Consider the following 15,671-nt stretch of genomic DNA (forward strand, 5'->3'; position numbering starts at 1 on the left):
AACACCTTACTTATTGCCATAGTCATTGCGGTTTCTCTGTGCTTCCTCAAAGGCTCTGCCTGATCGAAGATTTTTGTAGTCCTCATGATGGTTAATGGCATTATTTGCACCACGCATTAAGGATCTGCCAATTGTGCTGTTAGCAAATTTTTGCCGCATCATAGTTTGAGCAAAATTACCGGCAACAGACCCACCGCTACTCGCCTGACTAGTACGGGCCGCATTCATAGTAGCCTTAGCATTACCATAGGTAGAAGCAGCTTTTGCTACACCACCACTCGCACCAGCAACGACTGTTGTTCCAACGGATCTTGCTCCGCCAATGGCCGCGCCTGCATCCATAGAAGGTTGTCCATTCATCATGCTAGCTGCCAGATTTGGAAGCTGCCAAGTAAGAAAGGCCATAGCGGCATAAGATAAGGACATTCGAAGCATCGTTGCAAAAGATTCCGTTGCCGGAATTGCTTTTACATCCCCGGCCAGCGAATTAAATAATCCCAGCAGAAAATACATCACCATCAGTTTTATGCCAAAGCTAAAAACGGCAGATACGACTCGTTGAAACAAAAAGGACGTATAGCGAATGGCTCCAAAAGGCAATAAAATCACGCCAATAGAAGCAAATACGTTGAATTCAATCTTCGTCAAAAGAATCTGCAACGTAATAAAAAAGAAAGCGCCTAATGTAATTACCGTAGACAGTAGGTACATAAAGCATTTCCCAAGCCCGCCATTACTCATAATGCTTGTCTCATTAAACGCTTTCAAAAGGCCGCCGACAACTTCAAATCCTTGTTCCAATATCTTGCTCGGTGCAATCCAATCACCAGATGGTGTCACCCCGGCAGCCGTTAACCCAGCGTATTGGAAAGACACCAAAATAGCCGAATTGATTTTATCCCACTGCAAAATGAGGAAAAGAAAAAATCCCACCTTCATTACTCGGCTGATCACAGCAGCCATCCGAAGTTCTGCGCTATAGAGCGTCCATGTTGTACAAACATCAATAACTGCCAAAACAGAAACGAGCTGCCACGCATAGGGCTGCAAAGCCAAAAAACCCGTAATGCTGTGCAGCTCAAAAAATTTCAGCAATTCCGTCAGAAAATCACTACTAGCAAAGTCCACGCACTTACCACCTCACATTGCCATATGTCTGCCATGGATCATCAAGTGCAGGAACGGTCTTTGTTACTTCCTGCTTCATTTTTGTGAGCGCTGCATCTTCTGCTTGTATCGCAGCATTTACAACCGCTTGATGATTCTGCTTTTCCAGCACTTCCGCTTGATTTTTCATTACCTGATTCTGTGCTGTTAGCGCTTGAAGCGCTGTATGAATACTATCAATCTGTGCTTTCTCTGTCGCAATTTCGTTGGCAAGTTGCTGCACCTGTTTGCTGCCTTCCGGCGATTTATTTTGCTCCAAAAGATCCGACAGGCGCTTTTTAGATACACCAAGCTCCGTCATGAGCTGATGGTATGTTGTTACATCATCCCGATTTCGCATGGATAAAACTTCTTGCAAAGTCGTTTTCACATTTTGCTCAGCCAAAGAAGTTTGCGCATAGGTATCTACTGCGATTTTAGGAAACGTACTTTGCCAATATTGGTTCCATACGGCATCTTCCGTAAAGAATCCGGACTTTTTCATGGCCGTATTGATAGAAGACATACTGCTATTCAAGGCATCTTTATAACCATCCAAAACCGTTTCTGGAAGTGCCTCCAGATCTTTCAATTGCAAAGTAATCTGCTGGGCTGTATTCGTCACAACCTGAAGCGTCTCTGTATAGGTTTTAATCTGCTGCAAAATATTTTCCGTATCAATTACCGAAATAGACGCTTGCGCCGTCATTGGTAATGCCAGCAAAAAGGTCCCAACAAGTCCCCTCGTAAAGCTTTTACGAACATCCACCATCTGAATTTCCCCTCTCCTTCGCAGGATGTCCATAATGGACCCCCTATATTTTTCTGTACCAAGGTGTCCATTATGGACACCTTTTAAGCATTTTGCAGATAATGCTTCCTGTAATCTTTCCACTCTTCCTCATAGCCTTTATATTCAAACCATTTTTGAATAAAGTTTTCTTGCCCATGCTCTGCTAATATCCGGTTCATTGCCTGCTGATCCTGCTTGGCCGTAGCTGTAACAAACGGAATTTCCGCAGGTTGCAACGCCAACCGGAAAATACGGTTTCCTTTTTCTGAGGAATAGTAATAATCTTGCTTTGGTGTCATGCTGGCAATTATGTCGATCTGTTTATCATTGCAGTCAAAAATCTTATAGAGTTCCCGGTTTTGCACGGTTCGTGCATTCTTATTTGCCAGATAGATCCGATTCGGACAGTTATCCATTACTGTATTCAAAAGTTCCGGTTTATTGGCTAAATCTGAAAGATTTTGTGTTGCGAAAATGATAGATGTATTCTTTTTCCTCATATCTTTAAAGTACTCTCGAAGCTTTTGTTTAAAGGCTTCATTATCAAAAAACAGCCAGGATTCATCTAACAAAATCATGGAAGGCCCGACTGCCTCTTTTAGCTGTGCTTCAATTCGGTGAAACAAATAATCCAGTGTTGCTGGCACTATTGCTGGCGTACTCATGAGCGTTTCCATTTCATACACCTGCCAGCGTCCTTTACCAGATACGTCTTTTGTGTTATCAAAAAGCTTGCCATAACTTCCTTTAACAGTAAGAGGAATTAGCGCCTGCCGAATTTCCTGATCTTGTACCATTTCACAGAACGTAGAAATCGATCTCTGCTCCTCTGGAAATTCTTTTAATGAGCGAAGTGCTTTCCAAACAAAATTATCCTTGGCCGGAGTAATTTCTATATTTTTCTGTTTTAAATACGCAAGAATCCACTCTTTCGCCCATTTAATTTCCTGTTCATCATCGATTCGTACCAACGGCTGAAAAGATAACTCTCCTGCACCTTCTGCCGCAATGTTATAGAAATTGCCACCAACAGCCAGCGTCAGCGCCCGACTCGAAGCTGCCTTATCAAAAATAAACACATTGCTATCTGGATATTTCAAAAAATGTGCTTCCAAGGTATTAAGCAGCACCGACTTCCCGCTGCCGGAAGGTCCGCAAATCATCGTGTGCCCTACATCACCTACATGAAGAGATAACCGAAACGGCGTAAATCCATTTGTATCTGTGTAGAGCAGCACAGGCCCCTTTAAGTATTCATTCCTTCTGTCTCTCTCCAGGCCATATCGATGTGACCGGGGCAAGGTGACAAAAATTTAAGCTGTTGACGATGGGACGGCGGATATTCGCCCGGTAGCAGCCCGGAATTGATCCCCACCATGCTTCCATGCTATTGTCCGTTTCAATATATCCGCAATAGCCTAGAGAATTTACAGCTTCTAGTATTCTGTTTGCTTTATCTGTACAACGATCTTTGTTAGCATCAGAAACCATCATCGTCATGGTGTAATAGCCGTAGCTTACGGCATCTTGTCCAAGTTCCTGCATGGCAACACTGACATCGTCTTTATTCATGACCGCTGTTTCATCAATGGCATCATTGAGTTTTTCCTTTAAAACGGCCTCCCGAACCTGCGTCCAAAAGCTCTTAATCTGTTGATTCCAGCGCATTAAGAAGTTCTTCAATTCTTCCATGGCATCCATTTTGGATAAGCAAATATAACGAGATACCCAGCGATATTCAATATCCATGTTGTTAAATACGTCAAAAGCACCTGGTGTAGACATCGGCGGAAAATCTAATATGGTAACAAGCTTGATGTGTTTTTCTCCGAGCTTCATTTCCCGACCGCCAAGCACATCCGTATCACAAATGTAATCTGTAATGTATTTATCATGATTTACTTTCACCGGAAACCGTTTATCCGAAATATTAGAGTGCAAATAGCTTAATGCTCCAGACGCATCGAGTGGCTTAATATCCGGGAACCAATTCTGTAGCATATTTCCAATGAGATTCACATTACTGATAAACTTTTCAACCGTTTCGCAATACACCCGCATATCGGCCTTATTCTGTCCTTTGTTTTTGGCATCGGCAATAAAAGCATCCGTAATACGTGACTTTAAAAGTTGCGGTGGTTCAGAGTAGACAATGAAATAGTAACTGGTTTCAAAGTGCTTCTGACCGGCATAATAACCGGCTCTTTCATCCTCCATTTTTTGCACAATGGGGATATCGATCTTTGCCGCATTGTACTTACTGGCAAGATGACGTTGCGCTTCAAAATATAGGACATAGCTGACTTTTCTCCCTGTTGTATTGCCACTAATGGCATATTCCTCTTCAATCCAGCGAACCTGATAGGTTGAATTTGATCCCGGCTGCAATTGAATAGAACGGATCTGCGGCTGCACCGTCATTCGACCAAGGAGCCCCACCGGATTATCTTTTGATACGATTGCATTTATTTTCTGTGCCGCTTCCTGCGTCATAAAATGCCGGGAGCGATTCCAATTGTTTTTATATTGGACTGGATCAAGCGGAATCGTTCTTGTGTCAGCAATGAATTGCGCTAAAAAGGTTTTGATTTCGGCCTCCTGTGGTTTATAGTTGGTTGCCTTTAATTGGCCGCCAGTTTCTACCTGCCCCGTAGCATTGTCCACGCGAACGACATACGTCTTATAATTTGCTGTTGTTGCAATGAAAATAATGGAAAGCACACAGATGATCAAAAGCACGAGATACAACAAGTTCCTTTTTTTCGCCACATCTTTATCTAAGGCCAGATTATATAAATCACTTTGGAACGTGCCTGCAGCCTTTCGGTCAAATACCTCTGTCGGTTCTCCTTTTGGGAAAAATTTCGTTTGCGGTTCCATATATTTCACCTCCTTTACGGTGAAATATTAGCATTATTTTAATAAAAAGTAAATAATAATATTTGTACAATCAAAGCTAAAATAAAGGTTTTAATTGAATTATTTCACCTTAATACTAATAATATTTATTTTACATTCTAGTATAAAAACCATATAATATAAGCAATAAAATGAATCGACGGCGAAAGGCAAAACCCATAATGCGCATTTACACAAAACTCTATCGAGGTTTGTTGCGCCACCCTCCAGCTGGACCGGATTACTGCCTCCGGCAGACGGCTTTGCCGTGCTTCGTTTTCCTTCGGATCAACGAACCGAAAAATTTTTACAAATTTTAAAAAGAAAAAGCAGCCCGAAAGATCCGGGGCTGCCAAAGGTAAGAGATATGGCCCATTACTATTTTGAAAATACACCGCACGGCACACGAAAAAACGGCACCAAACTAAACACCAAAACACATTACGACTATATTTTCCGTGAAGGCGAATACGCCCATATGGAAAATCGCGAAGAGGATCTGGCTTTTACCTCCTATGGAAATATGCCAAGCTGGGCCGATCATCCGGGGATGTTTTGGGAAGAAGCGGAAGCCCACCGTGACAAACCAGATGGCCGCGCTTACCGTGAATTCCGTTTTGCTTTGCAGGAAGAATTCACGCTTGCTGAAAATATGGAACTTGTCGAACACCTATTAAAAGAAACCGGCATTAAGGACCACCATGCCTATTCCTATGCCATTCATGATAAAGCCGCCACCTTTGATAAGGACCACCGAAATATCCATTGCCATCTGATGTTCAATGAAAAAATTATCGAACGCGACCGGCCACTTCCACCTGATAAATTCTTCAATCATTATGCGGTAAATCGCTCTGGTGAACCAACGCAAGGTTATCGCTCATCCAGAGAATTCATTACCAAAGAAATGACGCTTCATTTGCGTAAACGCTGGGCTGAAATGGTTAATGACAAATTTCAAGAAAAAGGTCTTTCCACTTGTATCAGTGAAAAGACCTTACAGACCCAACGTGAAGAACTAGTTTTATCCGGAAGAAATGAGGAGGCAGAACTTCTTAATCGAACCCCTGCCCCACACCTTGGCAGCGCTTACCGAAACCCAGCAGTTATGCAAAAAATTATGAATCAAATTGAACAAACAGATCACGAATCAGATTTCCCTGAAACTATTGAAGAAACAGACATATCTGCTCTTTCTTCCAAAGAGCAAAACGTCTTAATTTTTGCCAATGATGCTTTGCTCCGCCAAGTTGCCCAGCAAATACAACAAGAACGCCTGCGTCTGCAAAAGGATCAGAATATAGAAAAAGCAAAAATTGAAGCAGCAGAAATCAAGGAAGAACCTCTCATTATAACCATTGGCGATGTATATTCTTATCTCGAAGAAACAGCCTCTAATTACCGAAAGCTAGCAGATAATAAATTAGGTGCTTACAAAACCTTAAAATCGCAGATCCTTAACGACCAACAATTGCGACTTACTGCACAGGATAAGGCCTTCAATCATCAATACGATAAAACACGCAAAGCCTATGCAAAAACTGCTAAAGAATTGCAGCATACAAAAGAACTAGCTGCTTCCCTTTATGGCGTTCCTGATAAAACGCATGAACTGGCCGAATACAGCAAAAAAATAAAGCTGCTTACCGAAGAAAGAAATCTTCTTGGTAAACAGCTGAATAATTATCGCCACGCTATAGATGGCGAAGCAAAAGAAAAAATTGATGATATTTTAAAAACGTTACAGCAGAAAAATGCCAAAAATCAGCAGCAAAGCAAACAGCTCTATGCTGAATATCTGTCATTCAAAAAGCAGGTTGATAAATACGGAGAAGCTGCCCAAAAATTGAGTACAGAAAAAATGGATACCATACTTTTCACTGATAAACTCCCTGCAACATTAAATCGCAGATGTAAGATTAGCGGCATTCAGTCAATTTCCAGCCTTAAAATCTTGGTCTACAGGGGTGACTCCTATGCCCTTTTAGATCAGCTTCCTACGCTACCGAATACAACAAAGAATATAGATACTAGCTATACCGTGACTGCCGTAAAACTTGGCGATAATATAAGCCATGGCACGGTTCCAAAATATGAGCTTCAAATAACAATAGACAACAGCAGTAAATGGAAAATCCAAACTTCTTCTATTCCGATCAAAAATGATTCTACACCTGAAATTATCCGACTCTATACTCGCCCTGAATCAAAACAAAAAAATGCAGCTTTGCAAAAGGAATTAGCAAGACATACTCATCCTATTTTACAGGCTGCCCATAATCAGCAAAAGCAAGCAATTTCATCTCATATTTCCAGCCTTGCAGAAAAGCTCATTTTAAAAGAAAAGGATATCCATTTAGATGCCCATTGGAATAACAAATCTGAAATTATAGATAAGGCCAAAAATGCTGAAGACAGGATGTATCAAGGATGGCATTTGTAAAATTCGTTTTTGAGGATAAAATCAGTCTACCCCAAATATAACCTTGATCACTGTAGGAGCCTCAATAACTTGTCATAGAAGATTCAATATATAGATTTTTTACACCCTCCCCCAAGACTTTGAATGTCTTCAATCTACTCTTTATTATTAGGTACTAAAATTGACTATGCTTGATTCAGAAGTATCTACTGACATATAAACTTTCACAAGACATTCTAAACATGTAAGCCATCATGACCTGTGGTTTTCTAGTAGTAGTTGACCCAATTCGGCTGATTTTCACCAAGAGTTTTTTCAATGATGCTAATCCAATCAGCAACTTGTTGTAGCCTATTTTGCAATTCTTCTATGCTCATCTCTGTTTCATCAGCTTCATTCCATAAAACTTCTAATGCATGTTTAATGCCGTCTTCCGGGTAAAAAATTGAATCATGATTTAAATTCGCAAACAACACATTCTCCCCATTTTTTTTGCAACTACCATTAATTGCAATATGCCCTACATCCCAACCATCAACAGTTCTTTTTATTCTATAGTTATCGTAATGTCCCCACCTACGTGAATATACAGAAAAATTCAATGGCTTATCAAGATTACAATCTCCCTTTAACGTCATTTTTTCACCCTCACCTGTTACTTCTCTTAACAATATATCTAACATATCATAATCATCATAAAATTGAATAACACCATCCTCAGGAATTCTTCCCCTATCTATCATAAATTCTTCTTTAATGATCGGTAATAGCCCCCAGTGCAAAATCGGTATAATATGGGCTATCTTTTTATACAATAACTCAAAATTACTAAAGTCAAAATTATTTCTATTAGGATTCTTATATTCTTGTTGAAATCTACCAAAAGTCCTTATGAAAGCTTCTTTAGCACTATTCACCTTGCTTATCGCTGTATTATGTTCTTTTAATATATCTATTATTTTTCCTTTAATATTATCGGCTATGTAATAATTCCCCTCCTTATCTGGAATAAAAAATTTATTAATATGATATTTAAAATCTTTTTTTCTAAAATAGAAAATTTCTTGTATTTCATTTCGACTATAACCCCTATCTAAATCATATGCTTTAATTACTTTTGAAACAGTAATTAAAAGGTTCCTATCTCTTGCATTGTCGGATGTCACTTCACTCCAATACTCCATCGTATATCTCCTTACACGCATTAATGTCAAATATTTGACATCCACCGTGGCACGTTTCATATTTTGCGCATTCCATGCATTTCTTTATAGGATAAGCTTGATTTGCTCGCAATCTTAATCGATTTCGCATTTCAATAAACTCTTTGCCATTTTTCCATCCATCTTGTACTCTAATATTTCTTAAGTCTATACCTTCACGGTCAATATCTTTATAAAAAGAGCATGGATATAATTTAAGATCTTCTGAGATAAATGCCGAAAACCTTGCCGACTCACAGAATTCAGTTGTTTCTGAGTAAAAATCATCAGAATTTGATACTAAAAATGATATCATACAACTATCAAAACCGATCTTACACGCTTTAACTTTAAGGACTTTATCGATAAAAACTGATACTTCCTCGGAATATTTTAAACTTAAAGTGCGAGATGAATGTATCGGCTTATAGTTAAGAAATACTATGGCATTAATATTCCTCAGCAAATCTTCACGCTTTTCTAACAAGTAAATTGCATCTTTTATAGTATCTTTATTGAGTAAAAAGTGAACATTCACTTTTATTCCCATTTCTTTACATGTATTAATTACATCTATTGCACCTTTATAAGGATAATACCAGCTTACTGCTAATGCTCCACAATATTCTTTTGTTGCCTTGTAAATATTTTGAAGCATACCTTCTCCATTTGTTGTATATGACGGAATAATATTAGCTTTTCTTGTTAGCTCTAATATTTTTATAAAATCTGGATGTTGATTAGGATTCCCCCCTCCCAATGCAATCTGTAAAACACCTATATCAGCTGCTTGCTCAATTATAATCCTATAATCATCAAGAGACATAAACGTTCCATCTCTATTGGAAGCACGATAGCAAAAATCGCACATTTTTTCACAGTAATTAGTTATTGAAACATCTAAGAGTTCTGGTCCTACTACATTCCAAAATGGTTCCACATTGTCCGTTCCTTGCCTTATTAATTTTCCAGATTCTTTATCAAATAAAATTATGTACTGACTATCTTGATACTTTTTTAATAACCATTTTCCCATCACCAACCACCAATCTCGCCATTAAAATAAATATTTTCATCACATACTAAAAAACTTTCCATACAAAAAAATACTTCTGCTGAAGTACTTCCATCAGAACGCATTTTTCCATAATAAACAGTTCTTCCATTATGTATTAACTCTTTCACTTTAAATATAGTTTTTTCATCATATCCTTCTGCCTCTAAAAATTCATCTATACTTGGAAATTTTTCTTCATATTTATTCATATATTTATGAATTTCTTCTTTATTAACATCTATGGCTTCATATAAATCTTTAAAGAGCTTAGCGATAGGAGCTTCACCATTCATGCCAATATTTTTCAAGAAATTATTTTGATTTAATTCATTCTTCATCGATATTATAAAAGATGTTGAGGAACTGTTCGTTACAAAATCATCCTTTATTTTCATATATCAATTTCCTCCAACATTTGATTAAAATATTTTATAAAATCATCTTCATGGTCAAATAATGTGCTTATATTATATGAGTTTAGACTCATTCGAAGTTTTAATAATGTTTGATCTTCATGAAGATTAATAATTTTTATCTCATCTTCATTTAATAATTCCTTTTGATATAAAAAGTCAGAAAATTCCTTATATTCTTCTTTATAGAAATCGAAATAAATTTTTTTTATATCTAGTGCAGATTTAAAAATATCTTCAAAAAGTTTTATTAGATACTTTTCGGCAAATGAATTAGTTTTGGTTTTTGATTTATCCATAAATTTTTTTTTCAACTTATCAAATACAGCTTCTTCTTTAATTATACAAAAATATGATTCATTCAATTTTAAAAGTCTCATTTCTTTTCTCCATATATAAGTGTAAAAATACTATCGAAATCAATATCTATGTCATTACAAAATATATTTTCTTCGTACAATTGTTTGATAATAATATCATAAGAAGATTGCTTTATATCCATATTAACCAAGCTACTCAATATTTGCTTTATATTCCCGTTAAGACCTCCATTGGGGTAATTGTTCATTTCTTTTAAAATATCAATAGCAATATCAGGTGAAAATTCATATAAATTTTTCCATAAATTTATTGTATTCCAACAATCTAAATCAAATAAATATAACGTTAATTTGTAAATTATTCTATGATCTATATTCCATTTATCATACTCAACATTTGCTTGTAGCCAATCTAACAAATAATTATATGGACAAGCAGCACTAGACTCTGTTTGGGAATATCCATATTCATGCTTATAATAAATCTGAAACATTTCATTCAAAAATTCGCTATACTTACTATTTTCAATTGCTAATTCATTTAATACCTCAAATAATAAATTTATGTTAATTATTTTAAAATAATCACAATCATATTTTAAAATTAAATCATATACTATTCTTTTACTATATTTCTTACAATCAATTAATTCTCTTTTCCATAACCTTTTATCATCTCCTTGAAACCACTTGTCTTCTAGCCCCCATATGTAACGCCAATATAGTTTTTCATATCCTGGCAACTCTTTTAAAATTGGTAATAAACTATCAGGTGACATAACTCTAGCTAAATAAAATAAATATTTTGAAACGCCTTCCTTTATGGTACTATAGTTTTCCTCTAACTTTCCCCATAGTTCAGAAATTTTTTCTTTATCATAATTCTTTAAAATATACTCCGTTAAACAATAATCTCTAAATTCATCAAAAGTAAAACTTATTACCATTGCTGTCTTTCTCAGCATACCTATTTGTATAAGTTCTTCGTCTTTAAAAACAACCTCATTACTTACCATTTTATATAGCAAGCTCTGTTCCTTTTCACTAAAGATATTTGATGGAACTTTAAAAAACTCCATATTGTCTAACATATATTTCGCTATTTTATCTAGCAAAGAATAAACATTATCCTTATGGTTTAGTTGCATAACAGGAAATTCTAAACTATATTCATCTGCTTTTTTTTCGATATATTGATTAAAAACTTCGTACTTATATACATCATACAAATATAACTGTTTTTTTCCTGCATTTACCTCACAAAAAAATCTTAGTAAGAGAATATCTTCCGTCAATTTTTTGTATGCTCTATCGCTCAATGTATTTTCTCTAATAATAATTTGAAAATATTGTAGATAACCTTTAAATATTCTTTCTTTAAAACTTTCATTTCTAATAGCCATATCTATATGTTCAAAAAATTTTTCATATGTCCCATTCTCAAGTCCCGAAAATTTTTCTTTTAAAAATTCATTTCTTGTAGTTAAAATTACTTTTATAAACGAATAATTATTACACTTTTCTAGAAAACCCTTTAAATTTGCACCGAAATTTTCCATAACCGTGTTTTCATTTAACCCATCTATAATAATTACAAATGATCTGCCTGTTTTCTGCCATTGATCTTCTATTACTGAAAAAATATATTCTATTGTATGATTCCCGAAACTTTTTAATTCTTCACTAATCACTAACCATGGATTTTCTTTAAAATCATATGCATTATAATAAAGAACAAAATAGTTCTTTTTTATTAAAAAATTCATTGTAAAATCGCATAAAAAATTTGTCTTCCCTTGACCTGCATCCTTAGTTAATAAAAGAAACTTTAATGAATTATATTTAATCTTATTCTTTATTCTCCATAAGGAATGCTCAATTGAATTATTAAAAATATTTTGCCTTATTTTAAAATATTGAGATAATATTTGACTATTTTTTATTTCTTTTAAAGCTTTAGTTTTATTTTCAGCGTAACATATCTCGTTATTAAAATCTTCAAAAACATTATTGAAATCTGAAAAACTAATATTCTCATTGAATCTATCAAAAGTAATCTTCTTTTCATTGCATTCATCCAGCAACTTATTGTATTTACAAAAATTAACATCTTTTATTTCTCTTATCGCTTTTCTTAAAAATAAAATAGGATCAGCAAAATAGCGAAGAAATTCTTTATAATCACTTTCTTCAACATATATATCTGGAATATATTTTCTGCTTTTAATATTTTTATTAATTTGAACAACTGTAAAATCACTAAGCTTCTTTTTCAATACAAGCTTACATTCGTTTTCTTTAATATTTTTATCTTGTAATAAGTCAGCAAACCTGTTAACAGAAGACATCCGTATACCCAGTGATCCATCATTATCATATGATTGCATTTGTAAAATACCGACAATTCTATTGTTGCAAAGAACAGGTGCACCAGATAATCCTGAATAATCATTAGCTTTGCCAGCAATAATGTTTGTCAAATAACAATCCCAATCGTCGGCTTCCGTTACTGAAGGAAGTATGCCTCTACCCGTTACCGAATGTTCCAATTGCTCATTCGATATAAATCCATAAATTTTCCAATCAACTTCTTGAGAAAAAATTTCTTCGAGACAAAATATATCTGCCACCTTAGTCAATGAATTAGTTTCTATTTTAAGTACTGCTACTGCTGAATTTTCTTTTATAATTTGTGCACTAATTTTACAATCATTAATTACTACGAAATGCTCTTGCCCACAAACAACATGTTTAGCAGTTAAAATTAAATTATTATCAATAACTATGCCTGTGCCATTCCGAATGCATTCTTGGTTATAATATGAATTTACTTTTACTATAAACTCTTCCATGAATATTCTCCTATGCTAATCTATGGTAATCTCAGAATTACAAAATTCAGCTTTAAATTTATATTTTTCTTGAATATTCTCTATAATTTTCTTCATTTCAACTTCATAATTGAAATGTAAAAATAAATTACCTCCTAAAATCACTCTTGCAATTAAGTCTTTTTCAGGATGTCCATATTTTTTCCCATTTGTTGATATCAAAACATGTTTTCCCCTAGAATGCTCTATCAATTTTATATTTGGTTTAGTAGTTCCGTGATGCGAAATTTTAATAACATCATAGTCCTCTTTTAAATGTTTCCACCATAATTCACTGTCTGAGTCACCAGTAAATAAAAATCTTTTATTTTTATATTCTATTTCAACAACTATTGATGCTTTGTTTATTACATTCATTTTTGCTAAATTAGATGTTCCTAACCAATTTTCTATATTGCTAGCAACTGCTGAAATATAAGATGTATCAGATACCTCTTCTTTATATAGCCCCATAAGTAATTCAAATAAGGTTGCAAATTCAAAACTATTGTTGATTGCATAATCTTTTCCAAACATTTTTACCATTTCTTTATCAAATTCTGCAGCTAAGCTATCAAGTTGCTTTTTCCCAGGCGATAAAACACTAATATTACACTCTCCAATTGAAATTTTACTGCTATTAAATTCATTTATATATTTTACAATCCTATCTCTAAACTGCATGTTTAATCTATATCCATAAAATGAGCACAATTCTTCGAACTGCTTACTTTGCTGCGCAGAAATTTTTTTTTCTTCAGCTCCGCTTCTCATATATAAACTGCCCTTGGCAACTCTCATTTGTTTTTTTTGTGTTTCTGATACAATTTTATTTTTATGACAAGTAAATATATCTTTTATAAAGAGAGAGTTAAAAAAACCATTAAACCAGATGTTGTCTATTTCTATTATGTTAGGGTTTTGTGCAGATCCATTTTCAGTTAGTAATTCAATTGCACCTTCTATATGATCTTGATCAATATGTGATACTATCATCAAGATTATTTTGCACCCTTTAGCGCGTAGTTGCAACAATAAAGGCTTTAATTTATTATGATAAGTCGCCTTAAATCCACAGTCAATTAGTATACATTCCTTATTATCTAACTCTATAACTGAACAATCCCCTGATTCCGCAGGAAGAAAATGAACAACATTTTTCCCCATTTTATTTTTACTCCCAAATTTTTATTTAATTAATCACATACAACTCGATAAAAATATTAGAAAGTACTAAAAACTGTATCCACCATAAAAAATACGTGCAACAGTTTAATTTACCACGCCCCTCAAACGCAGATTTCTATTAATTCTCGCTGGCTTCAAGAAACAATTAGATTAACAAAAAGCAGGTGAAGTCAACTATGCACACCTAGATTTTTAATCAAGCGCAACATGGGGTTTCTTTGTCAACTATTTTAGCGCATTTAAAGTATTCCTAAGATAGTTCTAATCTCTCACATGTAAATATTCATTAGTTATTTTAATCGTGTTGGGCCATACTTAAACGGCAAGGGAAGTGTAATGAATTAATCTCCAAATACGTTATTCTAAAATCTCGGCCTTCTTTCACCTCATGGCACCAATTTGATCAAACGTAGAATTTCTATCAAATTTCCTTGACGTAATCTTCGAGAATCTACCTTTACATTTAATTCCTACTTACTGCACAAATACTGAGACGGTTTGTTGTAATTGGGTTACTACGTCTTTTAGTGTACCCATATGCGAATATATAGTTGATATATGTTTACTAGTTTCTACGAATCTCTCAGTGTTATCATGTTGCTGCTGTAAAAACAATCTCTGCTTATAATAAAAAACTGGTATATTCAGCGCAAAAAACATTAATAAATTAACAATTCTAGTTGCATTACTACGTACTTCTTCTTTCTTAGCAGCCCAAAATCTATCATACTCATTTTTAACAAATTCTTTAAAAGTATCCGACATACGAGCTATGTTCATCGCTTTAGATACCTTTTGCAATTTATCCATATAAGATAAAAAAAATTCTGCTTGAGTTTTTGATGGGTTTTTTTCAGATCTTCTGCTAATTGGAGCAATTATTTGCATGGCCAGCAATGTTGCATTTCCGGCAAGAAATATTAAGTCTACAGCTGAAGAATATTCATTCAGATTATGGGCACCATTTGCCCAATATGGATAAAGTATAATAATTGATGCAACAGCAAGATACGGTAAGCATCGTTTAAAAAGCAAAAAATTAATTTGTTTTATAAAATCATCCGTCAATTCATCAATTCTTATTTTAGTATCATTAGAGTTTTCTTTTGGAACTCTTCCGATATTTTCTTCAACAATTTTTCGACAAAACCATTTAAACACCTTTCACACCTCCATAATAGACGCTTTCAAATTATAAGCGTTATCTTTCAATGACGCATTTCGATTAATATTCATAATAAATATACCGCCTTGTTATTCCAAATAAAAATAGCCTACGCAAAAATTCTTCTTGGCAAAATAATTGTAGACAAATTTGATAACTTAAATTAGATGACTTTGCCTGATTTTTCAAGCGAGCCA

General features: G+C 34.7%; 12 protein-coding genes. 1 reads left to right on the top strand and 11 read right to left on the bottom strand.

The features are described 5' to 3' along the window. Positions 1-6 precede the first annotated feature (6 nt). The 4 genes from trbL to I6758_RS14950 form a co-directional block, all read right to left on the bottom strand. Complete coding sequence (gene trbL / locus I6758_RS11435; RefSeq protein ID WP_196605397.1) at positions 7-1,128, bottom strand: P-type conjugative transfer protein TrbL; 1,122 nt, start codon at positions 1,126-1,128, stop codon at positions 7-9. Positions 1,129-1,132: 4 nt separating this feature from the next. Further along, positions 1,133-1,918: a hypothetical protein gene (locus I6758_RS11440; protein WP_196605398.1), complete on the bottom strand. Its 786-nt coding sequence runs from the start codon at positions 1,916-1,918 to the stop codon at positions 1,133-1,135. An 83-nt stretch (positions 1,919-2,001) separates the two neighbouring features. Beyond that, positions 2,002-3,177, bottom strand: a complete 1,176-nt coding sequence (locus I6758_RS14945; RefSeq protein WP_330998052.1) for a TraG/VirB4 family ATPase — start codon at positions 3,175-3,177, stop codon at positions 2,002-2,004. Positions 3,178-3,193: 16 nt separating this feature from the next. After that, positions 3,194-4,819, bottom strand: a complete 1,626-nt coding sequence (locus tag I6758_RS14950; protein WP_231038652.1) for a VirB8/TrbF family protein — start codon at positions 4,817-4,819, stop codon at positions 3,194-3,196. 286 nt (positions 4,820-5,105) lie between these two features. Here I6758_RS14950 and I6758_RS11455 point away from each other — a divergent pair, with 286 nt between their 5' ends. Further along, positions 5,106-7,280 (top strand): MobA/MobL family protein, encoded by a 2,175-nt coding sequence (locus I6758_RS11455; RefSeq protein WP_196605399.1) that lies wholly within the window; start codon positions 5,106-5,108, stop codon positions 7,278-7,280. Between the two features lie 248 nt (positions 7,281-7,528). Here the strand turns inward: I6758_RS11455 and I6758_RS11460 are convergent, their stop codons facing one another. From I6758_RS11460 to I6758_RS11490, 7 genes are all read right to left on the bottom strand, one after another. Further along, positions 7,529-8,443, bottom strand: a complete 915-nt coding sequence (locus I6758_RS11460) for a hypothetical protein (protein ID WP_196605400.1) — start codon at positions 8,441-8,443, stop codon at positions 7,529-7,531. Further along, positions 8,427-9,497, bottom strand: coding sequence for a radical SAM protein (locus I6758_RS11465; RefSeq protein ID WP_196605401.1), 1,071 nt, complete (start codon positions 9,495-9,497; stop codon positions 8,427-8,429). The genes I6758_RS11460 and I6758_RS11465 overlap by 17 nt, the downstream gene beginning before the upstream one ends. Next, positions 9,497-9,913, bottom strand: coding sequence for a hypothetical protein (locus tag I6758_RS11470; RefSeq protein WP_196605402.1), 417 nt, complete (start codon positions 9,911-9,913; stop codon positions 9,497-9,499). The genes I6758_RS11465 and I6758_RS11470 overlap by 1 nt, the downstream gene beginning before the upstream one ends. Next, positions 9,910-10,311: a hypothetical protein gene (locus tag I6758_RS11475; RefSeq protein ID WP_196605403.1), complete on the bottom strand. Its 402-nt coding sequence runs from the start codon at positions 10,309-10,311 to the stop codon at positions 9,910-9,912. Before I6758_RS11475 ends, I6758_RS11470 begins: the two co-directional genes overlap by 4 nt. After that, on the bottom strand, positions 10,308-13,103 hold the full coding sequence (locus I6758_RS11480) for a serine protease family protein (protein ID WP_196605404.1): 2,796 nt from the start codon (positions 13,101-13,103) through the stop codon (positions 10,308-10,310). Before I6758_RS11480 ends, I6758_RS11475 begins: the two co-directional genes overlap by 4 nt. A gap of 15 nt (positions 13,104-13,118) precedes the next feature. Continuing rightward, positions 13,119-14,288, bottom strand: a complete 1,170-nt coding sequence (locus tag I6758_RS11485) for an MBL fold metallo-hydrolase (RefSeq protein ID WP_196605405.1) — start codon at positions 14,286-14,288, stop codon at positions 13,119-13,121. Positions 14,289-14,783: 495 nt separating this feature from the next. Next, positions 14,784-15,470: a hypothetical protein gene (locus tag I6758_RS11490; protein WP_196605406.1), complete on the bottom strand. Its 687-nt coding sequence runs from the start codon at positions 15,468-15,470 to the stop codon at positions 14,784-14,786. Positions 15,471-15,671 lie beyond the last annotated feature (201 nt).

Source organism: Pectinatus haikarae (assembly GCF_015732185.1).
GTDB classification, from domain to species: Bacteria; Bacillota; Negativicutes; order Selenomonadales; family Selenomonadaceae; genus Pectinatus; species Pectinatus haikarae.

What these genes read in the sequence shown, in the direction of transcription:
- I6758_RS11440 (WP_196605398.1), bottom strand. Translation starts at nt 1,918, where the DNA reads ATGGTGGATGTTCGTAAAAGCTTTACGAGGGGACTTGTTGGGACCTTT.
- I6758_RS14950 (WP_231038652.1), bottom strand. Translation starts at nt 4,819, where the DNA reads ATGGAACCGCAAACGAAATTTTTCCCAAAAGGAGAACCGACAGAGGTA.
- I6758_RS11460 (WP_196605400.1), bottom strand. Translation starts at nt 8,443, where the DNA reads ATGGAGTATTGGAGTGAAGTGACATCCGACAATGCAAGAGATAGGAAC.
- I6758_RS11465 (WP_196605401.1), bottom strand. Translation starts at nt 9,497, where the DNA reads ATGGGAAAATGGTTATTAAAAAAGTATCAAGATAGTCAGTACATAATT.
- I6758_RS11470 (WP_196605402.1), bottom strand. Translation starts at nt 9,913, where the DNA reads ATGAAAATAAAGGATGATTTTGTAACGAACAGTTCCTCAACATCTTTT.
- I6758_RS11475 (WP_196605403.1), bottom strand. Translation starts at nt 10,311, where the DNA reads ATGAGACTTTTAAAATTGAATGAATCATATTTTTGTATAATTAAAGAA.
- I6758_RS11480 (WP_196605404.1), bottom strand. Translation starts at nt 13,103, where the DNA reads ATGGAAGAGTTTATAGTAAAAGTAAATTCATATTATAACCAAGAATGC.
- I6758_RS11485 (WP_196605405.1), bottom strand. Translation starts at nt 14,288, where the DNA reads ATGGGGAAAAATGTTGTTCATTTTCTTCCTGCGGAATCAGGGGATTGT.